We start from the raw sequence: 22,468 nt of genomic DNA, 5'->3' as shown, positions 1-22,468 counted from the left end.
TTAGTAATCATGCAGAGTTGAGCAAGGAGTTGGAGCTATTGTGTTACTTTGCTAATCCTTATCATTCCTGGGAGCGAGGTCTCAATGAACATACGAATGGATTATTAAGACAGTTTTTTCCAAAGCAGACAAATTTCAAAATCGTCAAACCGGAGACATTAGAAAGAGCCGTCATGTTGATTAACAAAAGACCAAGAAAATCGCTTGACTATAAAACGCCATTTGAACTATTCTATTCAGATAAATCAGACGCTGATGCACTTCAGATTTGAATTGGCGGAACTAGGTTATTATCTTTGGCTGATATCGCTGCTAATTCCCTTTGTACTGAGTCTAGGTCAATCCCTGAAGCGGACGAGCAACGGTGTGGGTTAAAATAGAGGAAGTTGCCGCCTACTTCTTGCATGAGTGAAGCTGTCTACATTGAAACAAGTATCTTAGGCTACCTCATTGCTCGACCCAGCAGAGACCTTGTTGTGGCTGCCAACATTGAGATAACCAGAGAGTGGTGGGACACGCGTCGCAGTAGTTTTCTACTTTATACGTCTCAAGCAGTCGTAAAGGAAACTTCTCAAGGTGACACTCAAATTGCAACCCAGCGGCTCGAAATTATTCGTGATTTTGAACTACTCGAACTGAATCAGTCTGTCCTTGATCTAGCGGAGCAATTTCTGGAACGTAGTAGTCTTCCTGCAAAAGCTGATGTTGACGCTGTTCATATCGCAGCCGCAACAATTCATGGAATGGATTATCTGCTCACATGGAACTGCAAGCATATAGCTAATGCCCAAATCCAAAGAAAATTAGCAGAGATTAGCCTTGATTCTGGATATGAGTTGCCGATTCTTTGTACACCCTATGAGCTGCTCGGAGATTAATTATGTATCAAGATGCAATTGTAGAAGAAATTCACCAAATTCGCGAAGAGTATTCACGGTCATTCAACCATAACTTAAAAGCACTTTTTGCTGATTTGCAAAAGCAACAAGCTGAGAGTGGCAGAAAAGTTGTGAATTTGTCGCGGAAGCACGGTCTAATAACCCCAACGCAGCGGACGGACGAAAGCCGCTGATGCTGAGTTTGAGGTTATCTGCCGCCGCTGGTTGGGAACGTTAACAGTGCGATTGCAGATCTCCTGTAGGTTGGATGGCGCGCCAGCAGAAACCAACAAGCCCAATTCTTGTTGTTGGGTTTCACTGCGTTTCACTCAACCTACTAGCTAAGCCCTTAAAATTAGAGATAAGGCCATGAGGGCAACCCAATGCAAATCACCTTAAACTTACCCGATAGTCTCAGCCAAACCGGAACCTTCAACCAAAGCGACTGGCTCCGAGAGATCGCAGTTGCCCTGTTTCAACAAGAGCGGATTTCCCTCAGCCGCGCCAGCAAAATTGCTGGGATAGAAATTATGGACTTTCAAAAGCTGCTAGGCGTTTGCGAAGCATAGCCTTCGGCTAATCGCGGTATCTGTGTTCACTACGACGTAGAAGACTTTGAGCAAGATATTCAGCATCTGCGCGATCGCGGATGGGTATGATCATTGTTTCTGCTTATCGACGAACGCCTGGGACGACAAGAAGCCGTTCGGCTTGGATAGACAAATTCATGTCACCCCTATTTTATTGTGCCCCTTAGCGGAGTCCAGACTATGCAAATCACCCTTGATCTACCTGAAGAATTGCTTCAATACTTCGATCCAGATCACCTTTCTCGTGAAATCTTAGAGGCGCTAGCTATACAAGCTTACCAGACCGAAAAAATCACCAGTGCTGAAGTCGGTCGTATTCTAGGTCTACCCTCTCGCTGGGCAGTAGATAGCTTTTTGAAGCAACACAACGCCGATTTGCACTATGACGAGGCAGACTTAGAGCGCGATCGTGAAACCCTCCGCCATCTTCGCGCAAAGCGAACCGATAATGCCTCATGATCGTCGTTTCGGATACTTCGCCGATCAATTACTTGCTGCTGATTGGCCAAATTGATCTACTCCCCCAATTGTTTCAGCAAATCATCATTCCTGACGTGGTTCGGGATGAAATGCTTGATTCTTTAGCACCACCTGCTCTGCGGCAATGGATCGTCAATCCTCCTTCCTGGCTTGCCGTTCGAGCTGTTTCCGTGACTGATGCGACCCTCAATTCTCTTGATCCTGGCGAACAAGCCGCCATCACCCTGGCTCAAACCCTGCCAGCAGACTTGCTGATTATCGATGAACGCTTAGGAAGAAATGTTGCTAGTGATCGGGGAATTCCAATTATCGGCACCCTTGGAATTCTAGATGATGCAGCCAGTCAAGGGCTTATCGAGTTGGCAGACGCAATCACTCGACTCCAAAAAACTAACTTCCGCGTATCCCGTCGCATTATTCAGAAGTTGTTAGAAGATAGAGAAAAATTTTAGAGTGCGATCGCAGATCCATCAGTCTTTTGAGCGCTGGCTAGCATCGCGAGGCAATTCTTCACAGCCTCAGCAGGCTAACAATTCAAATACAGCGGGCGGTTAAGGTTCGTTGGTTCTGTGTCCAAGATCGTTTGCTACCGATGATTTGAGCGGTTAACCTCCCACGATCTTGGGTCGTTCACTCTTCTGCTGGGTTTGCGAATCGCTCCCCAATAGCGACAGTTGTGTCGCGAAAGATTGGGGTCATCGGTGAGAGTTCCAAGCCGAGGCGGCCTTGACCATACCGCTCTAGCTCATCTGCCGATCTACCCAGTCCAGCGCTCGGTTCCATGACCACCAGGGGTCGCTATCCCCGGCCTGGCGTTGACCAGCGCTGCCGCTGTAGTAGCCCACGTGACCACCGTAGTCGGTGAGCATCAGGTCTAGATGGGGGTTGGCCGCGCAGATGCTCTGTAGGTCGGGGATAATCTCGGGGCTAAACAATGGATCATCCGCCGCGTAGAGAATCAAGGTTGGAATCGTCAGGTCAGCCATAAACGGCAGCGGGCTGCTGGCGGCATAGTAGTCTTCTACCGAGGCAAACCCCAGGCGGGAAATCACCAGCTCGTGGTCAAAGCCCCAAATGCTGTTGGCGCGAGCGATCGCAGCCGGGTCGAAATGGGTGGGATGCGCCTGGTGCAAACGCTGGGCCAATCGTTTGAGTTCCTGGGCAATGGAGCGTTCCAGATACTTACCCAGCGGATCGTTAGTGAGGTAGCGCAGCGATCGATTCGAGTCGAGGCTGGGGCAGATCACCACGATACCGCCGATATCTCCTGCCACCAGGCCCTCGGGCACATCCATGGCTGCCTTTGCCCCCCAAAGAGCCAACTGCCCGCTCAGAGAATAGCCCATGAACCAATAGGGTGGCGGACAGCCCAACGCCTTGGCCTGGGTCGCCAGGGCCATATAGTCATGCCCTTCGTAGATGCCGTCAGAGGTCAAGGTCGGTGACAGCTCCCCGGTTTTGCCGTGGGCGCGCCAGTCAAACATCATCAGGCCATAGCCCCGTTGGTAGGCTTTGCGCCCCAAAATCTCTAGCTGCCACTGATCTTGCAGGCTACCCGTAATGCCGTAGGTGGCAATGATGGTGCCCTGAGGTCGATCCGGCACCGCCCAACGACCAAAGATCGGGATATCACCGTGCCCTCTAAAGACATGATCCCGATAAGCCACGGGCATTAGGTCGAGGCTTTGGTGCCAGCTCTGGCTGGCGACCAGAGCAGTGTACAGGGTCATGGCCAAGCCATTCTGCAAAAACCAGGGCGGAGTAAAAGAGGGCATGACATTGCACATAGACTGCCTCTAGCATTCCAGAGAAACCTCGGCCACACCATCCCCCAGGGGAATATTCTGGAGGAAATAAATTAGCATAAGCGGTGCCAAAACGTGAGGAACACAACTGATGGTAGGCCCTAGACTAGCGGGCGGGATCGTGCGGGTCGGCCTGGTGGGCACTGGGTTTGTGGCCCGGCTGCGGGCCGAGGCCCTGGGGTCAATTCCCCAGGCTCAGCTAGTCGCCGTTGCCGGACGCACCATGGCTGAGGCCACCGCCTTTGCCCAGCAGTATGATGCGACGGCGGTAGACGGCTGGTCAGCCCTGATCGACTACCCCGACCTAGACCTTGTCGTTGTTTGCCATATCAACCGCGATCATGACGCCGTCGCGGCGGCAGCCCTAAATGCCCATTGCCATGTGGTGGTGGAATACCCCCTGTCATTGCATCTTGAGACGGCTCAATCGCTGTTAGCCCTCGCCCGGACACAGCAGAGATTGCTGCACGTAGAGCATATCGAGCTATTGGGCGGCACCCATCGCGCGCTCAAGGCAAACCTGGATGCTGTAGGGCCGCCAGTCTATGTTCGCTACTGCACCCTGGCCCCCAAACACCCCGCACCCAGGACCTGGACTTACTGCCCCGAGCTGTTTGGGTTCCCGCTGGTGGGAGCGCTCTCCCGCCTGCACCGACTGATCGATGGGTTTGGCTCGGTAGCGCGGGTCTACTGTCAAAACTACTACGACGGGCTCACCCCAGGTGCCGATGGTATGACCTACTACACCACTTGCCTCTGTACTGCCCAGCTGACGTTTGCCAGTGGGCTGATCGCTGAGGTGGTCTACGGCAAAGGCGAGGCTTTATGGGAACCCACTCGGCGGCTAGAGGTGTTGGGTCGCAACGGAGCACTCTACTTTGACGGAGATCAAGGGCGCATGACTAAGGCCACGGGCTGCCATGCGATCGCAGTGGGATCCCGGCGAGGCTTGTTTGCTCAAGACACCACCCAGGTCATAGATCATTTGCTCACTGGGCAGCCGCTCTACTGTCAGCCAGAGGCCAGTCTGTATACGCTGCGCGTGGCCAAGGCGGCTGAGCGATCGGCCACCCTAGGGCAAGTCGTTGACCTCACGGCACCCTAGGCCTGTATCCTATGCCCCTACGAGGTTCATCATCGTGAATCGGGGTTTTCTAAATCGGATTTTGTATCAGTCCTAGGAGACCAACGCAGAGCACGGGTTGGGGCTCAAATCCCTGCCTGAGTTGACAACCAGGCTAAGCTAAGTGCATTGATTTGGTAGCTTTGATGACGGCGGGGCATTTGTCCCCTTGGAATCATAGGGCAGCGAACGGGAGCAATAACCATATGACCGTATGTGAGTACAAACCCGGTTTAGAGGGTGTACCAGCCACCCAGTCGGGTATTAGCTTTGTAGACGGCAAGGCAGGGGTGCTGGAGTATCGCGGCATTCCCATTGAGGAGTTGGCCCAGCGCAGTACGTTTCTCGAAACGTCGTATCTGCTGATTTGGGGAGGGCTGCCGTTTAAGGACGAGTTAGCGGCCTTCGAGCACGAAATTCGCTATCATCGCCGCCTTAAGTACCGCATCCGCGACATGATGAAATGCTTTCCTGAAAGTGGCCACCCCATGGATGCCCTGCAGGCTTGCGCGGCTGCCTTGGGCTTGTTTTACTCCCGGCGGGCGTTGGATAATCCGATTTACATCCAGCAGGCCGTGGTGCGACTGTTAGCGAAGATTCCCACCATGGTGGCGGCGTTTCAGCTCATGCGCAAAGGGAACGACCCGGTACAGCCCCGCGATGACCTCGACTATGCCGCCAACTTTCTCTATATGCTCAGCGAGCGTGAGCCAGATCCCCTTGCCGCCCGCATTTTTGACGTCTGCCTGACCCTTCATGCCGAGCACACTATCAATGCTTCGACCTTTTCGGCCATGGTGACAGCCTCTACGCTGACCGATCCCTATGCGGTAGTAGCATCAGCGGTGGGTACCCTGGCGGGACCGCTCCACGGCGGGGCCAATGAAGAAGTCATTGAAATGCTGGAGGAAATTGGTTCGGTGGAGAATGTACGCCCCTATGTGGAGCGTTGCATTGCTGAAAAGTCTAAAATCATGGGCTTTGGCCACCGGGTCTACAAGGTTAAAGACCCCCGAGCGACAATTTTGCAGGGGTTAGCCGAGCAGCTATTTGAAAAATTTGGCCAGGATGAGTATTACGCGATCGCCCTAGAAATGGAGCAGGTGGTGTCTGAAAAGCTAGGGTCAAAGGGTATTTACGCCAACGTCGATTTTTACTCGGGCCTGGTTTACCGCAAGCTGGGCATCCCGACCGATCTGTTTACGCCGATTTTTGCGATCGCCCGGGTAGCTGGCTGGCTGGCCCACTGGAAGGAGCAGCTAGGCGAAAATCGCATCTTCAGGCCCACCCAGATCTACACAGGCCCCCACGATCAGCGCTACGTCGACTTGAGTAACCGCCCCCAAATTTGGGATAAGCAAGGATTTTCGGTTTCGTTACCCTCCTGATGGGTCTGACCCCTCTGGGCACTGCCCTCTTCAGCGCAGATCATAGGTTTAGTGACGATTTTCAGGAACTCCTGCCCCTCTAGTGCTTGCGCTGGGGGGCTTTTGTTTGGAGATTTTGGATTTAGGTTCGGAGAACAAGATCGCTGCTGTAGTCGCCACTCCCCAGACCAGCCCGCCCAGCTGTCATTAGCAGCGAGGCCAGCAGCAGCGCCATCTGTTTTCTAAATACCTCTCACCAACAATTCCTATGAAATCGGGCTCTACCGCTCCGGTGGATGGGGGAAGATAGCGGTAGAATCTAAAAAACTGTTTCTTCCTCGCTAGAGTTAATCGTACCGTTGCTAAGGACTGGCCCATGAATCAAGGAATTGACCTACAGGGTAGTTTCGTCAACACCCTCGTTGACCTGGGGGTGCCGGTAGGGGCCGCTAAAGCCCTGTGGCTCCCTCTCCCCATGGTGGTGATTCTCATTGGCGCTACGGTGAGCATTTTTGTCACGGTGTGGCTAGAGCGTAAGATCTCGGCGGCGGCGCAACAGCGGATCGGCCCCGAGTTTGCCGGGCCGCTAGGCACTCTACAGGCCGCTGCTGACGGCATTAAACTCATCTTCAAAGAAGACATTACCCCTGCCAAGGCTGACCCGCTACTGTTCACGCTGGGGCCTGCGATCGTTGTCATTCCGGTGTTCTTGTCTTACCTGATTGTGCCCTTTGGCCAAAACCTGGTGATTACCGACATCGGGGTTGGTATCTTCCTCTGGATTGCTCTGTCTAGCATTGCTCCAGTCGGCCTACTGATGTCGGGCTATTCGTCTAACAACAAGTACTCGCTTCTGGGGGGGTTGCGGGCCGCAGCCCAATCGATTAGCTACGAAATCCCCATGGCGCTAGCGGTGTTAGCGGTGGTGCTGATGTCTAACAGTCTGAGCACGATTGACATCGTCAACCAGCAGTCAGGCTACGGCATTTTGGGCTGGAATATATGGCGGCAGCCGGCTGGGTTTCTGATCTTTTGGATTGCCGCCTTAGCAGAATGTGAGCGCCTGCCCTTTGACTTGCCTGAGGCTGAGGAAGAGCTGGTAGCCGGTTATCAGACTGAATACACCGGCATGAAGTTTGGCCTTTTCTACGTGGGCTCCTACGTCAACCTGGTGCTCTCTGCGTTGATTGTCTCTATCCTCTACCTGGGTGGTTGGGAATTTCCCCTATCGGTCAGCTGGCTAGCTAGCCTGATAGGAGTTAGTGAAACAACGCCTTGGCTGCAGGTGATCACCGCGTCGGTTGGCATTATGATGACCCTGTTCAAGGCCTATGCCCTGGTTTTCATCGCGGTGCTGCTGCGGTGGACGATGCCCCGCATTCGAATTGATCAGCTGCTTGACTTTGGCTGGAAGTTTTTGCTGCCCGTGTCTTTAGTCAACTTGCTGCTGACCGCTGCCCTCAAGCTCACTTTTCCAGTGGCGTTTGGTGGCTAGCAGCGGCCTACTGCCTTACCCTGTAGGGGTGGCTCGTGCACACCCCTGTCTAATCCTGTAAACCTCTGGAGGTCACCCCATGCTGGGTTTTCTCAAACAAGTCGGCGACTACGCTAAGGAAAGCTTGCAGGCGGCCAAATATATTGGTCAGGGGCTGTCTGTGACCTTCGACCATATGAGCCGTCGTCCGGTGACGGTGCAGTACCCCTACGAGAAGCTGATTCCCTCTGAGCGGTTTCGGGGCCGTATTCACTTCGAGTTTGACAAGTGCATTGCCTGCGAGGTGTGCGTGCGGGTCTGCCCCATCAACCTACCTGTGGTGGATTGGGAATTTGATAAGGCCACCAAGAAAAAAGATCTGAAGCACTACAGCATCGACTTTGGGGTCTGCATTTTTTGCGGCAACTGTGTGGAGTATTGCCCCACCAACTGTCTCTCCATGACTGAGGAGTACGAGCTCGCGGCCTACGACCGCCATGAGCTGAACTACGACAGCGTGGCCCTGGGTCGCCTGCCCTACAAGGTCACTCAAGATCCTATGGTGACGCCGCTGCGAGAGTTAGCCTACTTGCCCAAGGGGGTGATGGATCCTCACGATCTGCCAGCCAATGCCCGTCGAGCCGGACAGCTGCCGCAGGAGATTTTGGAGGTGGCTGAGGCGACGGCCTCGGCAAATGGCAAGGGCGAGGATTAATCTGCGGGCTAGAGTTCCGTGGTACATTCGCCTAAGTTAAAAGCACTGGCGCGATCGCACGTTTTTTATCAGGAGTCCAGGATTGTGACGCTAGCAGAAGGGGTACAACTCGTTGCCTTTGGCATATTGACCGCGATGACGCTAGGGGGTGCCCTGGGCGTTGTGTTGCTCGATAACATTGTTTACTCAGCATTTTTGCTCGGTGGCGTCTTTACCAGCATGTCGGGCCTATACATTTTGCTCAATGCTGGGTTTGTGGCAGCCGCTCAGGTACTCGTATACGTCGGTGCCGTCAGTGTGCTCATCCTGTTTGGAATCATGCTAGTAAACAAGGAGCAGCCTTTTACCCCTGTAAAACGGGCTTGGATTGGTAAGACAGCAACGGGTGGTGTCTGCATTGGTCTATTTGCGCTGCTGGCAACCTCGACGCTAAACACCCCTTGGGCGCTTTCTACGGAGGTGCCCACTGGGGATATGGCAACTATTGAGATCGGCAAGCACTTTTTTACCGACTATCTACTGCCCTTTGAACTGGCGTCGGTGCTGCTGCTAATCGCTCTCATTGGAGCGATCGTGCTGGCTCGACGCGAGTTTATTCCCGATGTGGCCGCTGGCGAACCCGAGTCCCAGGCCTTGCAGCTACCTGAGCGCCCCCGTGAGCTGGTCTCATCGGTGGCGTCATCAGAACAAGACAACTGAGAAAATTCTGAACTTGGTTAACGAGTACCTAGACTTCGAAACCACAACTGTTGTTAGGGATTGAGATTCATTCTTCTTTGGCTATGCAACTTGAGTACTTTTTGTTGACCGCTGCTGCTCTGTTTTGTATTGGCGTTTATGGGTTAGTTACCAGCCGCAACGTGATTCGGGTATTGATGTCCATTGAGCTGATGCTCAATGCTGTGAATCTCAACCTGATGGCCTTCTCCAACTATCTCGACCCGGTCAGTATTGACGGCCAAGTATTTGCGGTGTTTGTGATTAGCATTGCCGCCGCCGAAGCGGCGGTGGGTTTGGCCATTGTGTTGTCTATCTACCGCAACCGCGACACCGTCGATATGGAGCAGTTCAACCTGTTGAAGTGGTAGTCTGGCTAAGCTGATTGGTCTCGTGCCAGAGGGGTAGTCTCTCGGTCACTCGCTGAGATTGCCGAGGTCATCAGCCCGAGATGAGTGACGTGCCCCTAGCGTTTGGCAGGCTGCTGTGCAACTGGATCAAGTGATCATTGTCCATAAAGCTGGTAACCGGCTGAGTCAGCAGTGGGCTGGAAAGTGCGCCCAGGAGCTAGAGGCATTGGGTAGCAAGGTGCTGCGTGGCCCCAGCGGCCCTAAGGATAACCCCTATCCTGTTTTTTTAGCCTCGGTTAGTCAACCCATTAACCTGGCGATAGTCTTTGGCGGCGACGGTACGGCTCTGACCGCAGCCCGCCACCTGGCGGCAGAAAATATTCCCATTTTGGCGGTCAACATTGGCGGTCATCTGGGCTTTTTAACCGAAAGCTCCGAAGAAATGGACGATACCCAGGCGGTCTGGAAGCGGCTGCTGAGCGATCGCTTTGCGGTGCAGCGACGCATGATGCTGCAGGCCCGCATCTACGAGGGCCACCGCACTAATCTCGACCCGGTGAGCGACCCGTATCTGGCCCTTAACGAGATGTCGATTAAGCCGGCCTCTCCCGATCGCATGATCACCTCCGTGCTCGAAATGGAGATCGATGGCGAGGTGGTCGACCAGTATCAGGGAGATGGACTGCTAATTAGCACGCCCACAGGGTCAACTGGCTATACCGTAGCCGCAGGGGGCCCCATTATTCATCCCGGCATGGATGCGGTTGTGGTGACCCCCATTTGCCCCCTGAGTCTGTCTAGCAGACCCATCGTGCTGCCACCGGGCTCGGTGGTCAGCGTGTGGCCCCTGGCTGACCCAGACCTCACCACCAAACTGTGGACCGATGGGGTGCTGGGTACCGCGATCTGGCCTGGGCAGCGGGTAGATGTCCGCATGGCCGACGCCATGGCCCAGTTCATTATTCTGCGGCAAGACCATTCCTACTACGGCACGCTGCGCACCAAGCTCAACTGGGCGGGTACCCGCATTAGCTACGCCAACAACCACAGAAATTAATTACTGTGGCGATCGCGCTGGATGTCGTAAATAGCCTTTTCCCAGCACCATTGCTCGCTGTGGCTGGGGTTGCGCAGCTGCACCTGTTCTACTAATCGCTCGGCCACACCCCGGTTGCCCCCCACAAGGCGCAGTAGCTCCCGCTGGGTAGAGCCATTGACAGGGCGCGTTGTGGCCTTAGCGGCATCGGGAGGATGGAGACGATAACGGCTGGGTCTACGGCCAGTCTGCCGGCGGTTGAGCCAGAAAACGAGGGCCCCAAGAAGAGCGATCGCCAAAAGTAGGGATAAGTCCATTAGTTTATCAGGGCAGTTTATCAGGGCAGCTTGTAAAGGTTTAGAGGATGTTTTAAAAGTTAGAGCTTGAGTAAAAAAGCTCACTCCGTGTAGGTTGCAGATAGATGTCAGCAACGCCGGAGTGAGGCTATGAGTAAAGACTACCCCAGCAACTTAACCCGTGACCAATACGAGCTACTGAGTGATTTACTGCCCGCGGCCAAACCGGGTGGACGACCCCGAAGCGTGGATTTGTGGGAGATTCTCAACGCCATCATGTATGTACTCGTCGAGGGGGTGCAATGGCGAGCGCTACCCGGAGACTTTCCGCCGTGGCCAACGGTGTACACCTATTTTCGCAACTGGCGGCAGGATCAGACCTGGATCACGGTTCATGATCAGCTTCGGGAATGGGTACGCATCGAGCAAGACCGTCGTGCTCAACCCTCAGAGGCTGTGATTGATAGCCAAAGCGTGAAAAGTGCGGCTTTCGTGGATGAGGCGGTGGGCTACGACGGGGGCAAAAAGATTAAAGGCCGAAAACGGTTTGCGGTCGTCGATACGCTGGGCTTAGTGGTGCGGGTGCTCGTCACCGCCGCCAGTGTGCCCGAACGAGAGGGCGGCCAGCAGGTGCTCACTCGGGTGAAGGAAATGGGAGCGGCCATCGCCAGGCTAAACCTGATTTGGGCGGATGGGGGGTTTGACGGCCCTGCCTTCATGATGTGGGTGATGGATACCTGTCGCTGGATCGTCAAGGTCGTGTTACGCCCCCAGCAGACCAAAGGGTTTGTTGTGCTGAAGAAACGCTGGGTGGTCGAGCGTACCTTCGGATGGCTAATGGGATGCCGACGCTTGGCGCGAGACTACGAACGGTTGCCAGAAACCTCAGAAACCCTCATCTACCTCGCCATGATCCGGATCATGGTCAGGCGGTTGGCATAATTTTTGACCCCGTCAGACTTTTCAAACACCCTCTTAACGAACTCCAGCCAGTTCAATCTGGGATTTAGCCCTCCCTGGTGAGATTACTGCTGGTAGAGCCTCAGGTTTCAGGACTAGAACCCAGGGGTGTCTAACCATGGCCTTACTCCAGGATAATTATGCCCATGCAGCAACGTTTTCGGTTTTCCGCCCTGACCTTGGCGGCTTTGGGGGTATTGTCTGCACCAGCTCTCGTGTTCTACCCGGTTCAGGCCCAGACGCCCCCGGTAGACCTAGCCCAGCGCTCGCCGGTTGTAGCCGCCCCCGCCCAGGCGACCTATGCCCCAGGCGACGCCATCACGGTCGAATTTGCTGGGCTACCCGGCAATGCCCAAGACTGGATCACCGTGGTTGAGGCCACCGCCCCCGACGACACCTACGGCGAGTGGTTTTATACCGACGGCCAGCGCAGCGGTAGCCACAGCTTCAGCGGCTTGCCCGCCGGTATCTACGAGGTGCGGGTGTACTTCAACTGGCCCGACGGTGGCTATGTGGTGCAGGAGCGCGATCGCCTTGTGATCGAGTAACTAATCTCTATCCCTCACCAGGTGCTCTGCCAATTAATGCCCCAGGGTTTGCTAGGCTTATTCTATGCATTTAGTCTAGCCTCAGCCCTGGGGTTTTTGGGGGTCACAACCCCCTGGAGCTGAGGCCAGCGTTAAGTCCCTCATTTGCGCGTCGCCACCCATGCCTAGAACCCAACGCAACGACAACTTCATCGACAAATCCTTCACCGTCATGGCCGACATGATTTTGAAGATGATGCCAGCCAAAAAGAGCGAGAAAGAGGCCTTTGCCTACTACCGCGATGGCATGTCGGCCCAAGCCGATGGGGAATATGCCGAGGCTATGGAAAACTATCGCGAAGCCCTGACCCTCGAAGAAGAGCCCTACGACAAGAGCTTCATTCTTTACAACATGGGTTTGATCCACGCCAGCAATGGCGAGCACGAGATCGCCCTGGAGAAGTACCAAGAAGCGCTCGATCTCAACCCGCGCCTCTGTCAGGCCCTCAACAACATCGCGGTGATTTACCACTACAAGGGCGAACAGGCCGAGGCCGCAGGCGATAAAGAAGCCGCCGAAAATCTCTTCGATGAGGCAGCCCGCTACTGGCTAGAGGCAATCACCATTGCCCCCAACAACTACATCGAAGCCCAAAACTGGATGAAGAACACGGGCCGGATGAAGAACGATATCTTTTTCTAGCCCCTCGCTGCTTTGTTGTCGGGCCATGCCCACCGCCAACAGTCGTGCTCACAGATTTTGCTCCGCTCCATTCCTCAAGGCACTCCCCATGATTGATCTCGAACAGGTTCGCAAAGTCGCTCTCCTGGCCCGCTTGGAGCTTTCGCCTGAGGAGGAAGTGCAGTTTACTGGGCAGCTCAGCGGCATTCTCGACTATGTAGAGCAGCTCAAAGAGCTCAACACCGATGATGTGGAGCCCACCACCCGCGCTATTGAGCTACAAAATATTACCCGTACCGACAGCCTCAAATCATTCGGCGATCGCGCTGTCATGCTCGACTGCGCTCCCGATCGCGAAGACGACTTCTTCAAGGTGCCGAAGATCTTGGAAGACTAGCTCTACGTGAGTTCGGCAAAGAATAATTTTTGGACAAACAGCCTGATCGTCAAGCGGGTTGATGGTGCTCATGCCAGTGGCGGGCGATGTCGATGCGGCGGCAAATCCAGACGCGATCGCGGCCTTGCACATAGTCTAAAAACCGGGCCAAGGCAGCCGTGCGGCCAGGCTTACCCGCTAGGCGACAGTGGAGACCCACACTCATCATCTTAGGGGCCTCGTCACCCTCGGCGTAAAGCATATCAAACGCATCACGCAGGTAGGCAAAAAACTGATCCCCCGAGTTAAACCCGGCGTAGGTGGCAAAGCGCATATCGTTGTTGTCGAGGGTGTAGGGGATGATCAGGTGGGGGCTGCCATACTCGGTAGTCCAGTAGGGCAGGTCGTCGGCGTAGCTGTCGGCGTCGTAGAGAAAGCCCCCCTCTTCGACCACCAGGGCGCGGGTGTGGGGGCTGTTGCGGCCCTGGTAAAAGCCCAGAGGGCGCTGGCCCGCCACCTGGGTATGAATTTCCACCGCCTGGCGAATATGCTCACGCTCGGCATCCAGGCCAAAGTACTGGTAGTCAATCCAGCGGTAGCCATGGCTGGCGATTTCCCAGTCGGCCTCATTCATGGCGGCTACGGCATCGGGGTTGCGGGCCATGGCCATGGCCACGGCATACACCGTTAGCGGCAGACCGCGCCCGGTAAACAGTCGGTGCAACCGCCAAAACCCGGCCCGGCTGCCATACTCATACATCGACTCCATATTCATGTTGCGCACCCCGAGTAGAGGGGTTGCACCTACGCTTTCTGACAAAAACGCTTCTGAAGCGGCATCGCCGTGGAGAATGCAGTTTTCGCCCCCTTCCTCGTAGTTGATGACAAACTGTACGGCAACTTTGGCATTGCCGGGCCATTGAGGATGGGGCGGGGTGCGGCCATAACCGACCAGATCACGGGGATAGGAGGAGTTGGCAGCCATAGACAGTAAGCCGGTTTGAGTTCGACCGAAGACCACGACGCATCTTAAGGGAAATTGCCGCCCTGGTCTACCCAAGCTCTGCCATGGCAACGTAAATTTGGATCCGAAAAAAATTGATTTTGCGCAAAAAATCGGCTTATCCGCACAAAAATGTCTACCAGCACGGATCTATGATTGACTCATAGGCTAATGTCAAAGAAGAGTTAAGGCAAACCAACGACCCGTTGATCGGGTTGCGCTAAGGGGCTCCATCAAACCCTATATGATGAAGGCTCTGCTAATTTTGCTGCCGCTTCGCTGCCCCTACGACCACCCCAGCCCTGGGGTACCAGTGCGACAACTCTGTTGAACGGAAGGAGTAAACCCATGTCAGATGCCGCGCTCTTGCCGGGCAAGATGCAGGCCACTCCCGTTCTAGATCTGAACGTCATCAATCGGGAGTGGGAAGAGGTTGACGCCACCAGTTTGGTGCAGTGGGGCCACGAGACCTTTGGTCAGGGTCTTGTTTTAAGCACCAGTTTTGGCATTCAGTCGGCGGTGATGCTGCATCTAGTCACCCAGGTGGTGCCTGATATCCCGGTTATTTGGGTCGATACCGGCTACCTACCCGTTGAAACCTACCGCTTTGCCGAAGAATTGACCGCCCGTCTAGGCCTAAACCTCAAGGTCTATCAGTCGCCCCTCAGCCCGGCCCGCATGGAGGCCCTGCACGGTCGCCTGTGGGAACAGAACGATGTGGCCGCCCTCAACCGCTACGACCAGATTCGCAAGGTTGAGCCGATGCAAAGGGCACTGTCTGAGCTACAGGCGACCGCCTGGTTAACAGGGTTGCGGTCTGATCAAACTGACCACCGCAAACTATTAGATCGCATTGGGCAGCAGGGCGATCGCTATAAACTGCTGCCCATTCTCAATTGGAGCGCTAAGGATGTTTACCAATATCTAACGGCCCATGATTTGCCCTATCATCCGCTGTTTGACAAGGGCTACGTCACTGTGGGCGACTGGCATTCGAGCCGCCCGATTACGGCTGGTGACACTAACGAACGCGATACTCGCTTCAAAGGGCTCAAGCAAGAGTGTGGGTTGCACCTGCCCCAGTCGCCCGAAGAAGCGGCCAGCCTTGACTCCAGCTCGCTGTAGACTGGTGTATATGGGAGGCAGCGGGTGCGATCGCACCCGCTGCCTCAAAAGCTTTTTACATGCTAATGGGTTCCCAGTGGTTGGGCTATAAGAGTATTCCATCTAAAAAAACATCCCGATCAGGACGCGAACTTGGCCCAGTGGGCCGGTCGCGGAGAGACCCCGGATAGGTATTTAGTTGGAACACTCATAGACAATCGGCAACCGCAAAAACTGGGGCAGCGAGCTGGCCATATCATCCTGGCCATATCATCTATGACAGCGCCAGCACCTCGCTATCTGTGGAGTGTACCGGGCTTGGCATTTGCAGCACATCGGTCAACAGAACGGCAGGGGGCTGACGGTGGGGCCAGGCGAAGGCATGGCGAAAGGCGGCTTCCTGGCAGACTTGCAGCTCGCTAAAGCCGATCACGTCGTGGGTCAATAGACTTTCGTACTCAAAGGGCAGCCGCACATTGTGCAGCCCGGCGTTGTCGGTGCAGATAGCAATATCGACTCCGGCCTCAAAGCAACGATCAAACACCACTTTGAGCTGGTGAATATCTTGCAATGTGCCTGTTTTGAGATAAGTGGTGGGGCATACCTCTAAACACTGGCCTCGCGCCGCCACATCGCGCAGCAGCTCAGGGTGCTGGAGCGGAATTTGAATGCCATGACCAATGCGCATCAGGTAGGGCAGCAGCTGGGGATGGCAGCCTTCAGCCGTTTCGTAGACGTGACCCGTGGTCTTGAGGCCCAGGTCTCGGGCCCGTTGGTAAAGCTGGGTAAACTCATCGATGCGATCGCCGTACTTGGCATCCCCCCCGGCAACGTCTACGGCGCACACATACTCGGGGTACTGCCCGGCCAGCTCTACAATGGCCCGGTTGACCTCGTCGGGCAGTTTCGAGTGCATACAGAGAATCTGCTTGGTCACGATGGGGTACGCAGGCTGCACGCTAGCTCGACCCACAACTTCCACAATCTCGGCCATCGCCTCAATGCGTTGGGTCTGCGACAGATGCTCGGGGGTCCGCAGGTAGGGCGTATAGCGCAGCTCTAGATAGGCCAAATTCTCAAAGATATAGGCACCGCGAATCAGACGATAGATGAAATAGGGCAGTGCTTCGTGGGTTTGTACACTCTCCACCAGGGTATGTAGCTCCAGATATTCTGCCAGGGTATTGCGGGGCCGGGTGTAAAACTCCTCAAACGCCAGATAGTCGGCAAACTGACCCGACAGATCGGGACGATTGCGCTCAAAGTAGCGCCACAGCACCCGGGGTACTACCGAGCCGCCCAAGTGGCGGTGTAGTTCTGCATATAGACTCATGGCAACCTCCGCCTTATGTTTAGAGTTGTAGAAAGGTAGACCCAGGGCGCTCACTGTCGCTAAAATCAAGGCCGCTGGAATCAAGGCCGCTGGAATCAGTGGGCGCGATCGCAAAACCTAAAGAAAGCTTAAAGAAATGTAAATTCACCGTACCTAAGGTTTTATCTCATATTTCACTAATTGGGTATAAAGTTAAGTGCATTTGATGGGCAAGTGTTCCAGCCTTTAGAGATTTAAAGTGGTTGAGCTTATAAAGTTGACACAATGACATTTTCCTAGTGATAATGGGAATTTGTGTGAACTTTAGAGCCTAGATTCCCTTGGCAAACGTTGTAGTGATTGGGGCCCAGTGGGGCGACGAAGGTAAAGGCAAAATTACCGATTTGCTGAGTCGTTCAGCAGACGTGGTTGTGCGCTATCAGGGCGGAGTTAACGCGGGTCATACTGTCGTTGTCAAAGATCAGACGTTTAAGCTGCATCTGATTCCCTCTGGCATTCTTTACCCAGATACCGAGTGCGTTATCGGCAGCGGCACGGTGATCGACCCCAAGGCTTTGATTGGCGAGCTCGACAAGCTAGACGAGCTCGGCATCTCCTACAAAAATCTATTTATTTCCAATGCGGCTCACGTCACCATGCCCTACCACCGTCTGATTGACCAGGCGTCGGAAGAGCGCCGGGGAAACCACAAGATTGGCACCACCAAGCGCGGCATTGGCCCGACCTACGCCGATAAGTCCGAGCGCATCGGCATTCGGATCATCGATCTGATGGATTACGCCCGCCTGCGCAAGCAGCTGGAGTGGACCATCCAATATAAGAACGGCGTCCTGGATAAGCTCTATGACCTAGAGCCCCTCGACCCCGCTGTGGTCATTGATGAATATATTGACTATGCCGAGCGGCTGCGGCCCCACGTGATCGACAGCTCGCTCCACGTTTACCAGGCCATTCGCCAACGCAAAAACGTGCTGTTTGAAGGTGCGCAGGGCACCCTGCTCGACCTCGACCACGGCACCTATCCCTACGTCACCTCGTCTAACCCAGTAGCCGGGGGGGCCTGCATTGGTACCGGCATTGGCCCCACGGTGATCGATCGCGTCATTGGCGTAGCCAAGGCCTACACCACCCGAGTCGGGGAAGGGCCCTTCCCCACTGAGCTAAACTGTGGCATTGGTGAGCTGCTGTGCGATCGCGGGGCTGAGTTTGGTACCACCACTGGCCGCCGCCGCCGCTGCGGCTGGTTTGACGCCGTCATTGGCCGCTATGCCGTGCGCATCAACGGTCTTGATTGTCTCGCTATCACCAAGCTTGACGTGCTCGACGATGTGGACGAGATCCAGGTATGCGTGGCCTACGAGCTCGATGGCAGCCGTTGCGAAGAGCTCCCGGCCAGTGCCGAGGCCTTTAGCCGTTGCCAGCCAATCTACAAAACCATGCCCGGCTGGAAGCAGCCCACCGACCACTGTCGTTCCCTCGCTGACCTGCCCCAAGCCGCCCTAGACTACCTCAAGTTTTTGGCAGAGTTGATGGAGGTGCCGATTGCGATCGTCTCGCTGGGAGCCAGCCGCGACCAGACCATTATCGTCGAAGACCCCATTCACGGGCCAAAGCGGGCGCTACTCTACGGCAATGGCGAGTCAAAAGTAGCCTAGGCGTCGGCAAAGTTTGTCTTTTTTTATTCCTAACGGGGGGATTTTTCCATGGAACTGACTATTGAATGTAAACCGCGCGATGCAAAAGCTAAGCCCAACGCCCTACGCCGTGAGGGTTTGTTGCCGGTCGTGCTCTACGGCCACCAGGGCACTGAATCGGTATCGCTGACCGTCGATCAAAAAGATGCTGACATGCTGCTACGCAAGGCGGCGGTCAACAACACCATGATCGATCTGAAGATTCCAGCGATTTCGTGGAACGGCAAAGCGTTGCTCCGCGAAGTGCAGGCTCACCCCTGGAAAAAACTGGTCTACCACCTCAGCTTTTTTGCCGTTAAGGCCCAAGACGCCGTGGAAGTGGGGGTAGCCCTCAACTTCGTGGGCGAACCCACTGGGGTCAAAAACGACGGCGGTGTGCTCAACACCGAAATTAACGAAGTCACCGTCAAGTGCAAAGCGATCGACATCCCTGAAACCATTGATGTCGATGTGTCTGGGCTAGGGGTCGGTGATTCGCTGACGGTAGCTGACTTGGTACTACCAGAGGGGGCCACCGTTGCTGGCGACCAGACCCAAACCGTGGCCACCGTGCTGCAGGGGCGGAAGGCTGAGGGTGATGGCGAAAGCGCATCAGATACGACCCCTGACATCATCACCGCCGCCCAGTAGGGGCAACTTCTCACAACACTTACCATTCAGTATCAATAGTGAGCGGTAGCGGCGGGGGCGGGGGACAAGGTTCCCTGCCCTCCTATAGTATTGAGCAGGTTTTTCAGGTTAGGTTATGACCGACTCGGCGCTGCCCCAGCTAATTCAACAGATGTGTCAACCAGAGTTCTATCCCCATGCGGTGGTAGAACCCATTCGGCTGATGCAAACCCACGTATCCTACGTGCTGCTGACAGGCGACTATGCCTACAAAGTGAAAAAGCCGGTCAACTTTGGGTTTTTAGACTACTCCACCCTGGAGCAACGCCATCACTTTTGCCAGGAAGAACTGCGGCTCAACCAGCGCGGGGCCGGGCCGTTGTACCTGGAGGTGGTGGCGATCGCCCAAACCGGAGATACCTATCACCTCGGTGGCGATAATCCTGTAGAGTACGCCGTCAAGATGGTGCAGTTCCCTCAAGATACCCTGCTCAGTGCTCTGCACCAGCGCGGCGAACTCACCCCAGCTCTGATGGAGGCGTTGGCGGCAGCCGTGGCTGATTTTCATCTCCAGGCCGAGACCAACGACCACATTCGCTCCTTTGGCACGGTAGAGCAGATTCGCCAGGCCTTTGACGAAAACTACGCCCAGACTGAGGGATATATCGGTGGCCCCCAAACCCAGGCGCAGTTTGACGAAACTAAGGCCTACACCGACGCTTTTTTTGCCTCCCAGGGCGATCTCTTTGAACAGCGAATCGCCGAAAACTGGATTCGTGCCTGCCATGGCGACCTGCACTTGAATAACCTCTGCCTCTGGCAGGGGCAGCTTTACTTGTTTGACTGCATTGAGTTTAACGAGCCCTTTCGCTACGTCGATGTGATGTACGACGTGGGATTTGTGGTGATGGATTTGCTATCTAAGAACTGCGCCGATCTGGCCACCGTGTTTCTCAACCACTATGTGGAGCGCACTGGCGACTGGGAAGGGGTACAGCTGTTGCCCCTGTACATTAGCCGCCAGGCCTATGTGCGAGCTAAGGTCACTTCATTTTTACTGGGCGACCCGTCCGTGGATGAGGCGACCAAGCGGGCTGCCACGGTCACCGCCGCCGGCTACTATCGTCTGGCCTGGTCGGTGTGCCAACCCCAGCGCGGCAGCCTGTATCTGATGGCAGGGCTTTCGGGGTCGGGCAAATCGACGACGGCACGACAGTTGGCCCCCCAACTCAACGCCATTCACCTGCGGAGTGATGCGGTGCGGAAGCACCTAGCTGGATGGCCCCTCGACCAGCGGGGCGATGACAGTCTATACACCCCGGCAATGAGCGCCAAAACCTACGATCGCCTATTGGCCTTGGGCATTACCCTGGCTCAGGCGGGGTACTCTGTCATTCTCGATGCCAAGTACGATCGCCAGTTGTTTCGGCAAGAAGCCATTGACCGCACCCAGCAAGCAGGACTATCGCTGCAAATCTTGCACTGTACAGCGCCGACCGAGGTTCTGGAGGCGCGGGTGCGCGATCGGGCTGGTGACATCGCCGATGCCACCGTAACCATCCTCCAGCGGCAGTCTATGGAGCCCTTTACCCCGGCAGAGCAAGCTTTGGTGCACAGCATCGACACCACCCAGGCAGTGCCTCCGCAAATAGCCGCTATATTAGGGGCATAGAGGCTGTTTGGCGTTCTTGTTTGGCGTTCTATTGAGGATGTACTGGTGGTCGATAAGATCATTCCACCCGCGCTGAAAATTTGGTTGGTCTTCTTATTTGTGTTTTTGCTCCTCGACTACGGGGTTGTCTCCAGCATTTTGTTGGGGGCGATCGCTGGGTTTGCGGGAGGCACCATCAACGCCTGGTGGATCACCCTCGGGGGCGAACCGACCACCACCCTTGAGATCCCAGCATCTCTACGTCAGTTCAGCCGCAAGCAGTTGCCCCTGAAAAATCTCTTCCGGCGCGATGGCCGTCAGCGAGTTCCTAGGGCCCGGCGATAGGGGTTTCAGAACCAGAGGCGGGCATACTGAGCGGTAGCTTTTCTATCTCCGCCTGCCATGACAGAACGAGCATACTGGCTGGCCTGGGCCCAGGCCCACGGGCTCGGCCCGATTTTGCTGAAGCGACTGCACAGTCACTTTGGCACGATGGCTCAAGCCTGGCATGCCGACGGGGCCGACCTGCTTGAGGTCGAAGGCATTGGTTTGGGTGGGGGGGCTAGCCTAGTCGAGTATCGCCAAACCGTTGACCCGCTAGAACGTTTGGTCAGCTACACAGAACAGCACCCTAATTTTTGGACTCCGGCTGACGCCGAGTACCCAGCGCTTCTCTACGAAATTACTGACCCACCACCGCTGCTGTTCTATCGCGGTCGAACCGAGTTAATCAGTGCTCTCGGGCAGCACCCGTCGGTGGGCATAGTGGGTACCCGTAGCCCTTCGGAGTATGGTCAGCGCTGGACCCGCCGTCTGGCACAGCAGCTCGCCGCCCACGGCGTGATCGTCGTGTCTGGCCTGGCCAAAGGCATCGATCGCTGGGCCCATCAGCACACCCTAGACAGCCAAGGGCTGACGATCGCCGTGCTCGGCACCGGGGTGGACTGCAGCTACCCCTGGGATAACCGTGAGTTGCAGGAGCGTATTGCCCAAGACGGGCTCCTGCTCAGCGAGCATCCCAACGGTACACCGCCCGATCGGGGGCACTTTCCCCGTCGCAACCGAATCATTGCCGGGCTCAGTCGGGTGGTGGTAGTCGCTGAGGCCCCCGCTCGCTCTGGGGCATTGATTACAGCCCAGCTGGCCAACGACTATGGTCGCGATGTGTTCGCGGTACCAGGCTCCCTCGATAACCCCAACAGCGCTGGCTGCCTGGGGCTGATTAACCAGGGAGCCCAGATGATCTTGACCGATACTACGCTGATTACAGCCCTGGGGCAGCTACCCCAGATCGGCAACGACGCCATGGCAAAACCAAGGGATACCGGGAAGAGCGATCGCGCTGCTCCTAATCCAGCGCCTTCCCTGCCCCCCGCCATGGCCGAGGTGTTGGCCGCCGTTACCGACGAGCCCGCCACTCTCGATCGCCTGGTGCAGGATCTAAACCAACCCACTGGCGAGGTGCTGGCGACCCTGGTGCAGCTAGAGCTCATGGGTCTGGTCACCCAGCTGCCTGGCATGCGCTATCAACGAGGCTAAGTAGGCAGTTGAGATTAAATGTAAGATAGCAGGGTAGCCAGAGTGCCCTCAAATGCCCGCCCCATTACGCATCATTTTGACCGAGGAAGAAGACCGCACGTTAAGTGAACTTCGGGAGGCTCAGACAGTTCCCTATCGGACGCGTGACCGAGCGCATAT

The 22,468-nt window shown here is 55.5% G+C and carries 26 protein-coding genes and 1 pseudogene; 23 read left to right on the top strand and 4 right to left on the bottom strand.

Going from position 1 to position 22,468, the window contains the following annotated elements; translation table 11 throughout:
• The 6 genes and pseudogenes from IQ254_RS19275 to IQ254_RS19250 form a co-directional block, all read left to right on the top strand.
• The coding region (locus tag IQ254_RS19275) for an IS30 family transposase (RefSeq protein WP_193967788.1) at nucleotides 1-272 on the top strand (272 nt) is incomplete at its 5' end.
• 132 nt (nucleotides 273-404) lie between these two features.
• The gene (locus IQ254_RS19270) at nucleotides 405-878 is read left to right on the top strand and encodes a type II toxin-antitoxin system VapC family toxin (protein WP_193967787.1); all 474 of its coding nucleotides are present in this window, start codon (nucleotides 405-407) and stop codon (nucleotides 876-878) included.
• A 2-nt stretch (nucleotides 879-880) separates the two neighbouring features.
• A complete protein-coding gene (locus IQ254_RS19265) occupies nucleotides 881-1,072 on the top strand; it encodes a hypothetical protein (protein ID WP_193967786.1) in 192 nt (63 codons plus the stop codon).
• Between the two features lie 189 nt (nucleotides 1,073-1,261).
• Nucleotides 1,262-1,537: pseudogene (locus IQ254_RS19260) on the top strand (UPF0175 family protein).
• A 111-nt stretch (nucleotides 1,538-1,648) separates the two neighbouring features.
• Nucleotides 1,649-1,927: a UPF0175 family protein gene (locus tag IQ254_RS19255; protein ID WP_193967785.1), complete on the top strand. Its 279-nt coding sequence runs from the start codon at nucleotides 1,649-1,651 to the stop codon at nucleotides 1,925-1,927.
• Nucleotides 1,924-2,400 (top strand): DUF3368 domain-containing protein, encoded by a 477-nt coding sequence (locus tag IQ254_RS19250; RefSeq protein WP_193967784.1) that lies wholly within the window; start codon nucleotides 1,924-1,926, stop codon nucleotides 2,398-2,400. Before IQ254_RS19255 ends, IQ254_RS19250 begins: the two co-directional genes overlap by 4 nt.
• 288 nt (nucleotides 2,401-2,688) lie before the next feature.
• Here the strand turns inward: IQ254_RS19250 and IQ254_RS19245 are convergent, their stop codons facing one another.
• Entirely contained in the window at nucleotides 2,689-3,723 is a 1,035-nt protein-coding gene (locus IQ254_RS19245; protein WP_193967783.1) for a YheT family hydrolase, read from the bottom strand.
• Between the two features lie 121 nt (nucleotides 3,724-3,844).
• Between IQ254_RS19245 and IQ254_RS19240 the strand changes: the two genes are divergently transcribed.
• From IQ254_RS19240 to IQ254_RS19210, 7 genes are all read left to right on the top strand, one after another.
• Nucleotides 3,845-4,858: a Gfo/Idh/MocA family protein gene (locus tag IQ254_RS19240; RefSeq protein WP_193967782.1), complete on the top strand. Its 1,014-nt coding sequence runs from the start codon at nucleotides 3,845-3,847 to the stop codon at nucleotides 4,856-4,858.
• 224 nt (nucleotides 4,859-5,082) lie between these two features.
• Nucleotides 5,083-6,264, top strand: a complete 1,182-nt coding sequence (locus tag IQ254_RS19235) for a citrate synthase (RefSeq protein ID WP_193967781.1) — start codon at nucleotides 5,083-5,085, stop codon at nucleotides 6,262-6,264.
• A gap of 355 nt (nucleotides 6,265-6,619) precedes the next feature.
• Nucleotides 6,620-7,738: an NADH-quinone oxidoreductase subunit NuoH gene (gene nuoH / locus IQ254_RS19230; RefSeq protein WP_193967780.1), complete on the top strand. Its 1,119-nt coding sequence runs from the start codon at nucleotides 6,620-6,622 to the stop codon at nucleotides 7,736-7,738.
• Nucleotides 7,739-7,817: 79 nt separating this feature from the next.
• Nucleotides 7,818-8,432 (top strand): NAD(P)H-quinone oxidoreductase subunit I, encoded by a 615-nt coding sequence (ndhI, locus tag IQ254_RS19225; protein ID WP_193967779.1) that lies wholly within the window; start codon nucleotides 7,818-7,820, stop codon nucleotides 8,430-8,432.
• Between the two features lie 84 nt (nucleotides 8,433-8,516).
• A complete protein-coding gene (locus tag IQ254_RS19220) occupies nucleotides 8,517-9,131 on the top strand; it encodes an NADH-quinone oxidoreductase subunit J (RefSeq protein ID WP_193967778.1) in 615 nt (204 codons plus the stop codon).
• Between the two features lie 83 nt (nucleotides 9,132-9,214).
• On the top strand, nucleotides 9,215-9,520 hold the full coding sequence (gene nuoK / locus IQ254_RS19215) for an NADH-quinone oxidoreductase subunit NuoK (RefSeq protein WP_193967777.1): 306 nt from the start codon (nucleotides 9,215-9,217) through the stop codon (nucleotides 9,518-9,520).
• Between the two features lie 115 nt (nucleotides 9,521-9,635).
• Nucleotides 9,636-10,556, top strand: a complete 921-nt coding sequence (locus IQ254_RS19210; RefSeq protein ID WP_193967776.1) for an NAD(+) kinase — start codon at nucleotides 9,636-9,638, stop codon at nucleotides 10,554-10,556.
• Here IQ254_RS19210 and IQ254_RS19205 read toward each other — a convergent pair.
• Complete coding sequence (locus tag IQ254_RS19205; RefSeq protein WP_193967775.1) at nucleotides 10,553-10,852, bottom strand: hypothetical protein; 300 nt, start codon at nucleotides 10,850-10,852, stop codon at nucleotides 10,553-10,555. The two genes, IQ254_RS19210 and IQ254_RS19205, sit on opposite strands and share 4 nt — an antisense overlap.
• Nucleotides 10,853-10,981: 129 nt before the next feature.
• On the opposite strand from IQ254_RS19205, the gene IQ254_RS19200 reads away from it, so the two are divergent.
• The 4 genes from IQ254_RS19200 to gatC all read left to right on the top strand — a co-directional run bounded on the left by IQ254_RS19200 (nucleotide 10,982) and on the right by gatC (nucleotide 13,397).
• Complete coding sequence (locus IQ254_RS19200) at nucleotides 10,982-11,773, top strand: IS5 family transposase (RefSeq protein WP_193967774.1); 792 nt, start codon at nucleotides 10,982-10,984, stop codon at nucleotides 11,771-11,773.
• Between the two features lie 164 nt (nucleotides 11,774-11,937).
• A complete protein-coding gene (locus IQ254_RS19195) occupies nucleotides 11,938-12,339 on the top strand; it encodes a hypothetical protein (RefSeq protein ID WP_193967773.1) in 402 nt (133 codons plus the stop codon).
• Nucleotides 12,340-12,499: 160 nt separating this feature from the next.
• Nucleotides 12,500-13,021, top strand: coding sequence for a photosystem I assembly protein Ycf3 (locus IQ254_RS19190; RefSeq protein WP_193967772.1), 522 nt, complete (start codon nucleotides 12,500-12,502; stop codon nucleotides 13,019-13,021).
• 88 nt (nucleotides 13,022-13,109) lie between these two features.
• Entirely contained in the window at nucleotides 13,110-13,397 is a 288-nt protein-coding gene (gene gatC, locus IQ254_RS19185; RefSeq protein WP_193967771.1) for an Asp-tRNA(Asn)/Glu-tRNA(Gln) amidotransferase subunit GatC, read from the top strand.
• Between the two features lie 49 nt (nucleotides 13,398-13,446).
• Here the strand turns inward: gatC and puuE are convergent, their stop codons facing one another.
• Nucleotides 13,447-14,361: an allantoinase PuuE gene (puuE, locus tag IQ254_RS19180; protein WP_193967770.1), complete on the bottom strand. Its 915-nt coding sequence runs from the start codon at nucleotides 14,359-14,361 to the stop codon at nucleotides 13,447-13,449.
• A gap of 366 nt (nucleotides 14,362-14,727) precedes the next feature.
• Here puuE and IQ254_RS19175 point away from each other — a divergent pair, with 366 nt between their 5' ends.
• Nucleotides 14,728-15,504, top strand: coding sequence for a phosphoadenylyl-sulfate reductase (locus tag IQ254_RS19175; protein ID WP_228040880.1), 777 nt, complete (start codon nucleotides 14,728-14,730; stop codon nucleotides 15,502-15,504).
• Between the two features lie 253 nt (nucleotides 15,505-15,757).
• On the opposite strand, the gene IQ254_RS19170 is transcribed toward IQ254_RS19175, so the two are convergent.
• The gene (locus IQ254_RS19170; protein WP_193967769.1) at nucleotides 15,758-16,816 is read right to left on the bottom strand and encodes an adenosine deaminase; all 1,059 of its coding nucleotides are present in this window, start codon (nucleotides 16,814-16,816) and stop codon (nucleotides 15,758-15,760) included.
• 320 nt (nucleotides 16,817-17,136) lie between these two features.
• Here IQ254_RS19170 and IQ254_RS19165 point away from each other — a divergent pair, with 320 nt between their 5' ends.
• From IQ254_RS19165 to dprA, 5 genes are all read left to right on the top strand, one after another.
• Nucleotides 17,137-18,471, top strand: a complete 1,335-nt coding sequence (locus IQ254_RS19165; RefSeq protein WP_193967768.1) for an adenylosuccinate synthase — start codon at nucleotides 17,137-17,139, stop codon at nucleotides 18,469-18,471.
• A gap of 48 nt (nucleotides 18,472-18,519) precedes the next feature.
• Nucleotides 18,520-19,140, top strand: a complete 621-nt coding sequence (locus tag IQ254_RS19160; protein ID WP_193967767.1) for a 50S ribosomal protein L25/general stress protein Ctc — start codon at nucleotides 18,520-18,522, stop codon at nucleotides 19,138-19,140.
• A 115-nt stretch (nucleotides 19,141-19,255) separates the two neighbouring features.
• Nucleotides 19,256-20,791 carry a bifunctional aminoglycoside phosphotransferase/ATP-binding protein gene (locus tag IQ254_RS19155; protein WP_193967766.1) on the top strand — a complete coding sequence of 512 codons (1,536 nt, stop codon included), beginning with the start codon at nucleotides 19,256-19,258 and terminating at the stop codon, nucleotides 20,789-20,791.
• A 45-nt stretch (nucleotides 20,792-20,836) separates the two neighbouring features.
• A complete protein-coding gene (locus IQ254_RS19150; RefSeq protein WP_193967765.1) occupies nucleotides 20,837-21,115 on the top strand; it encodes a hypothetical protein in 279 nt (92 codons plus the stop codon).
• Between the two features lie 57 nt (nucleotides 21,116-21,172).
• Nucleotides 21,173-22,309, top strand: coding sequence for a DNA-processing protein DprA (gene dprA / locus IQ254_RS19145; protein WP_193967764.1), 1,137 nt, complete (start codon nucleotides 21,173-21,175; stop codon nucleotides 22,307-22,309).
• Nucleotides 22,310-22,468: the final 159 nt, after the last annotated feature.

This window comes from Nodosilinea sp. LEGE 07088, assembly GCF_015207395.1.
GTDB lineage: Bacteria > Cyanobacteriota > Cyanobacteriia > Phormidesmidales > Phormidesmidaceae > Nodosilinea.
Note: the sequence above shows the minus strand (reverse complement) of the source record. Positions and strands in the feature narration are given on the sequence as shown.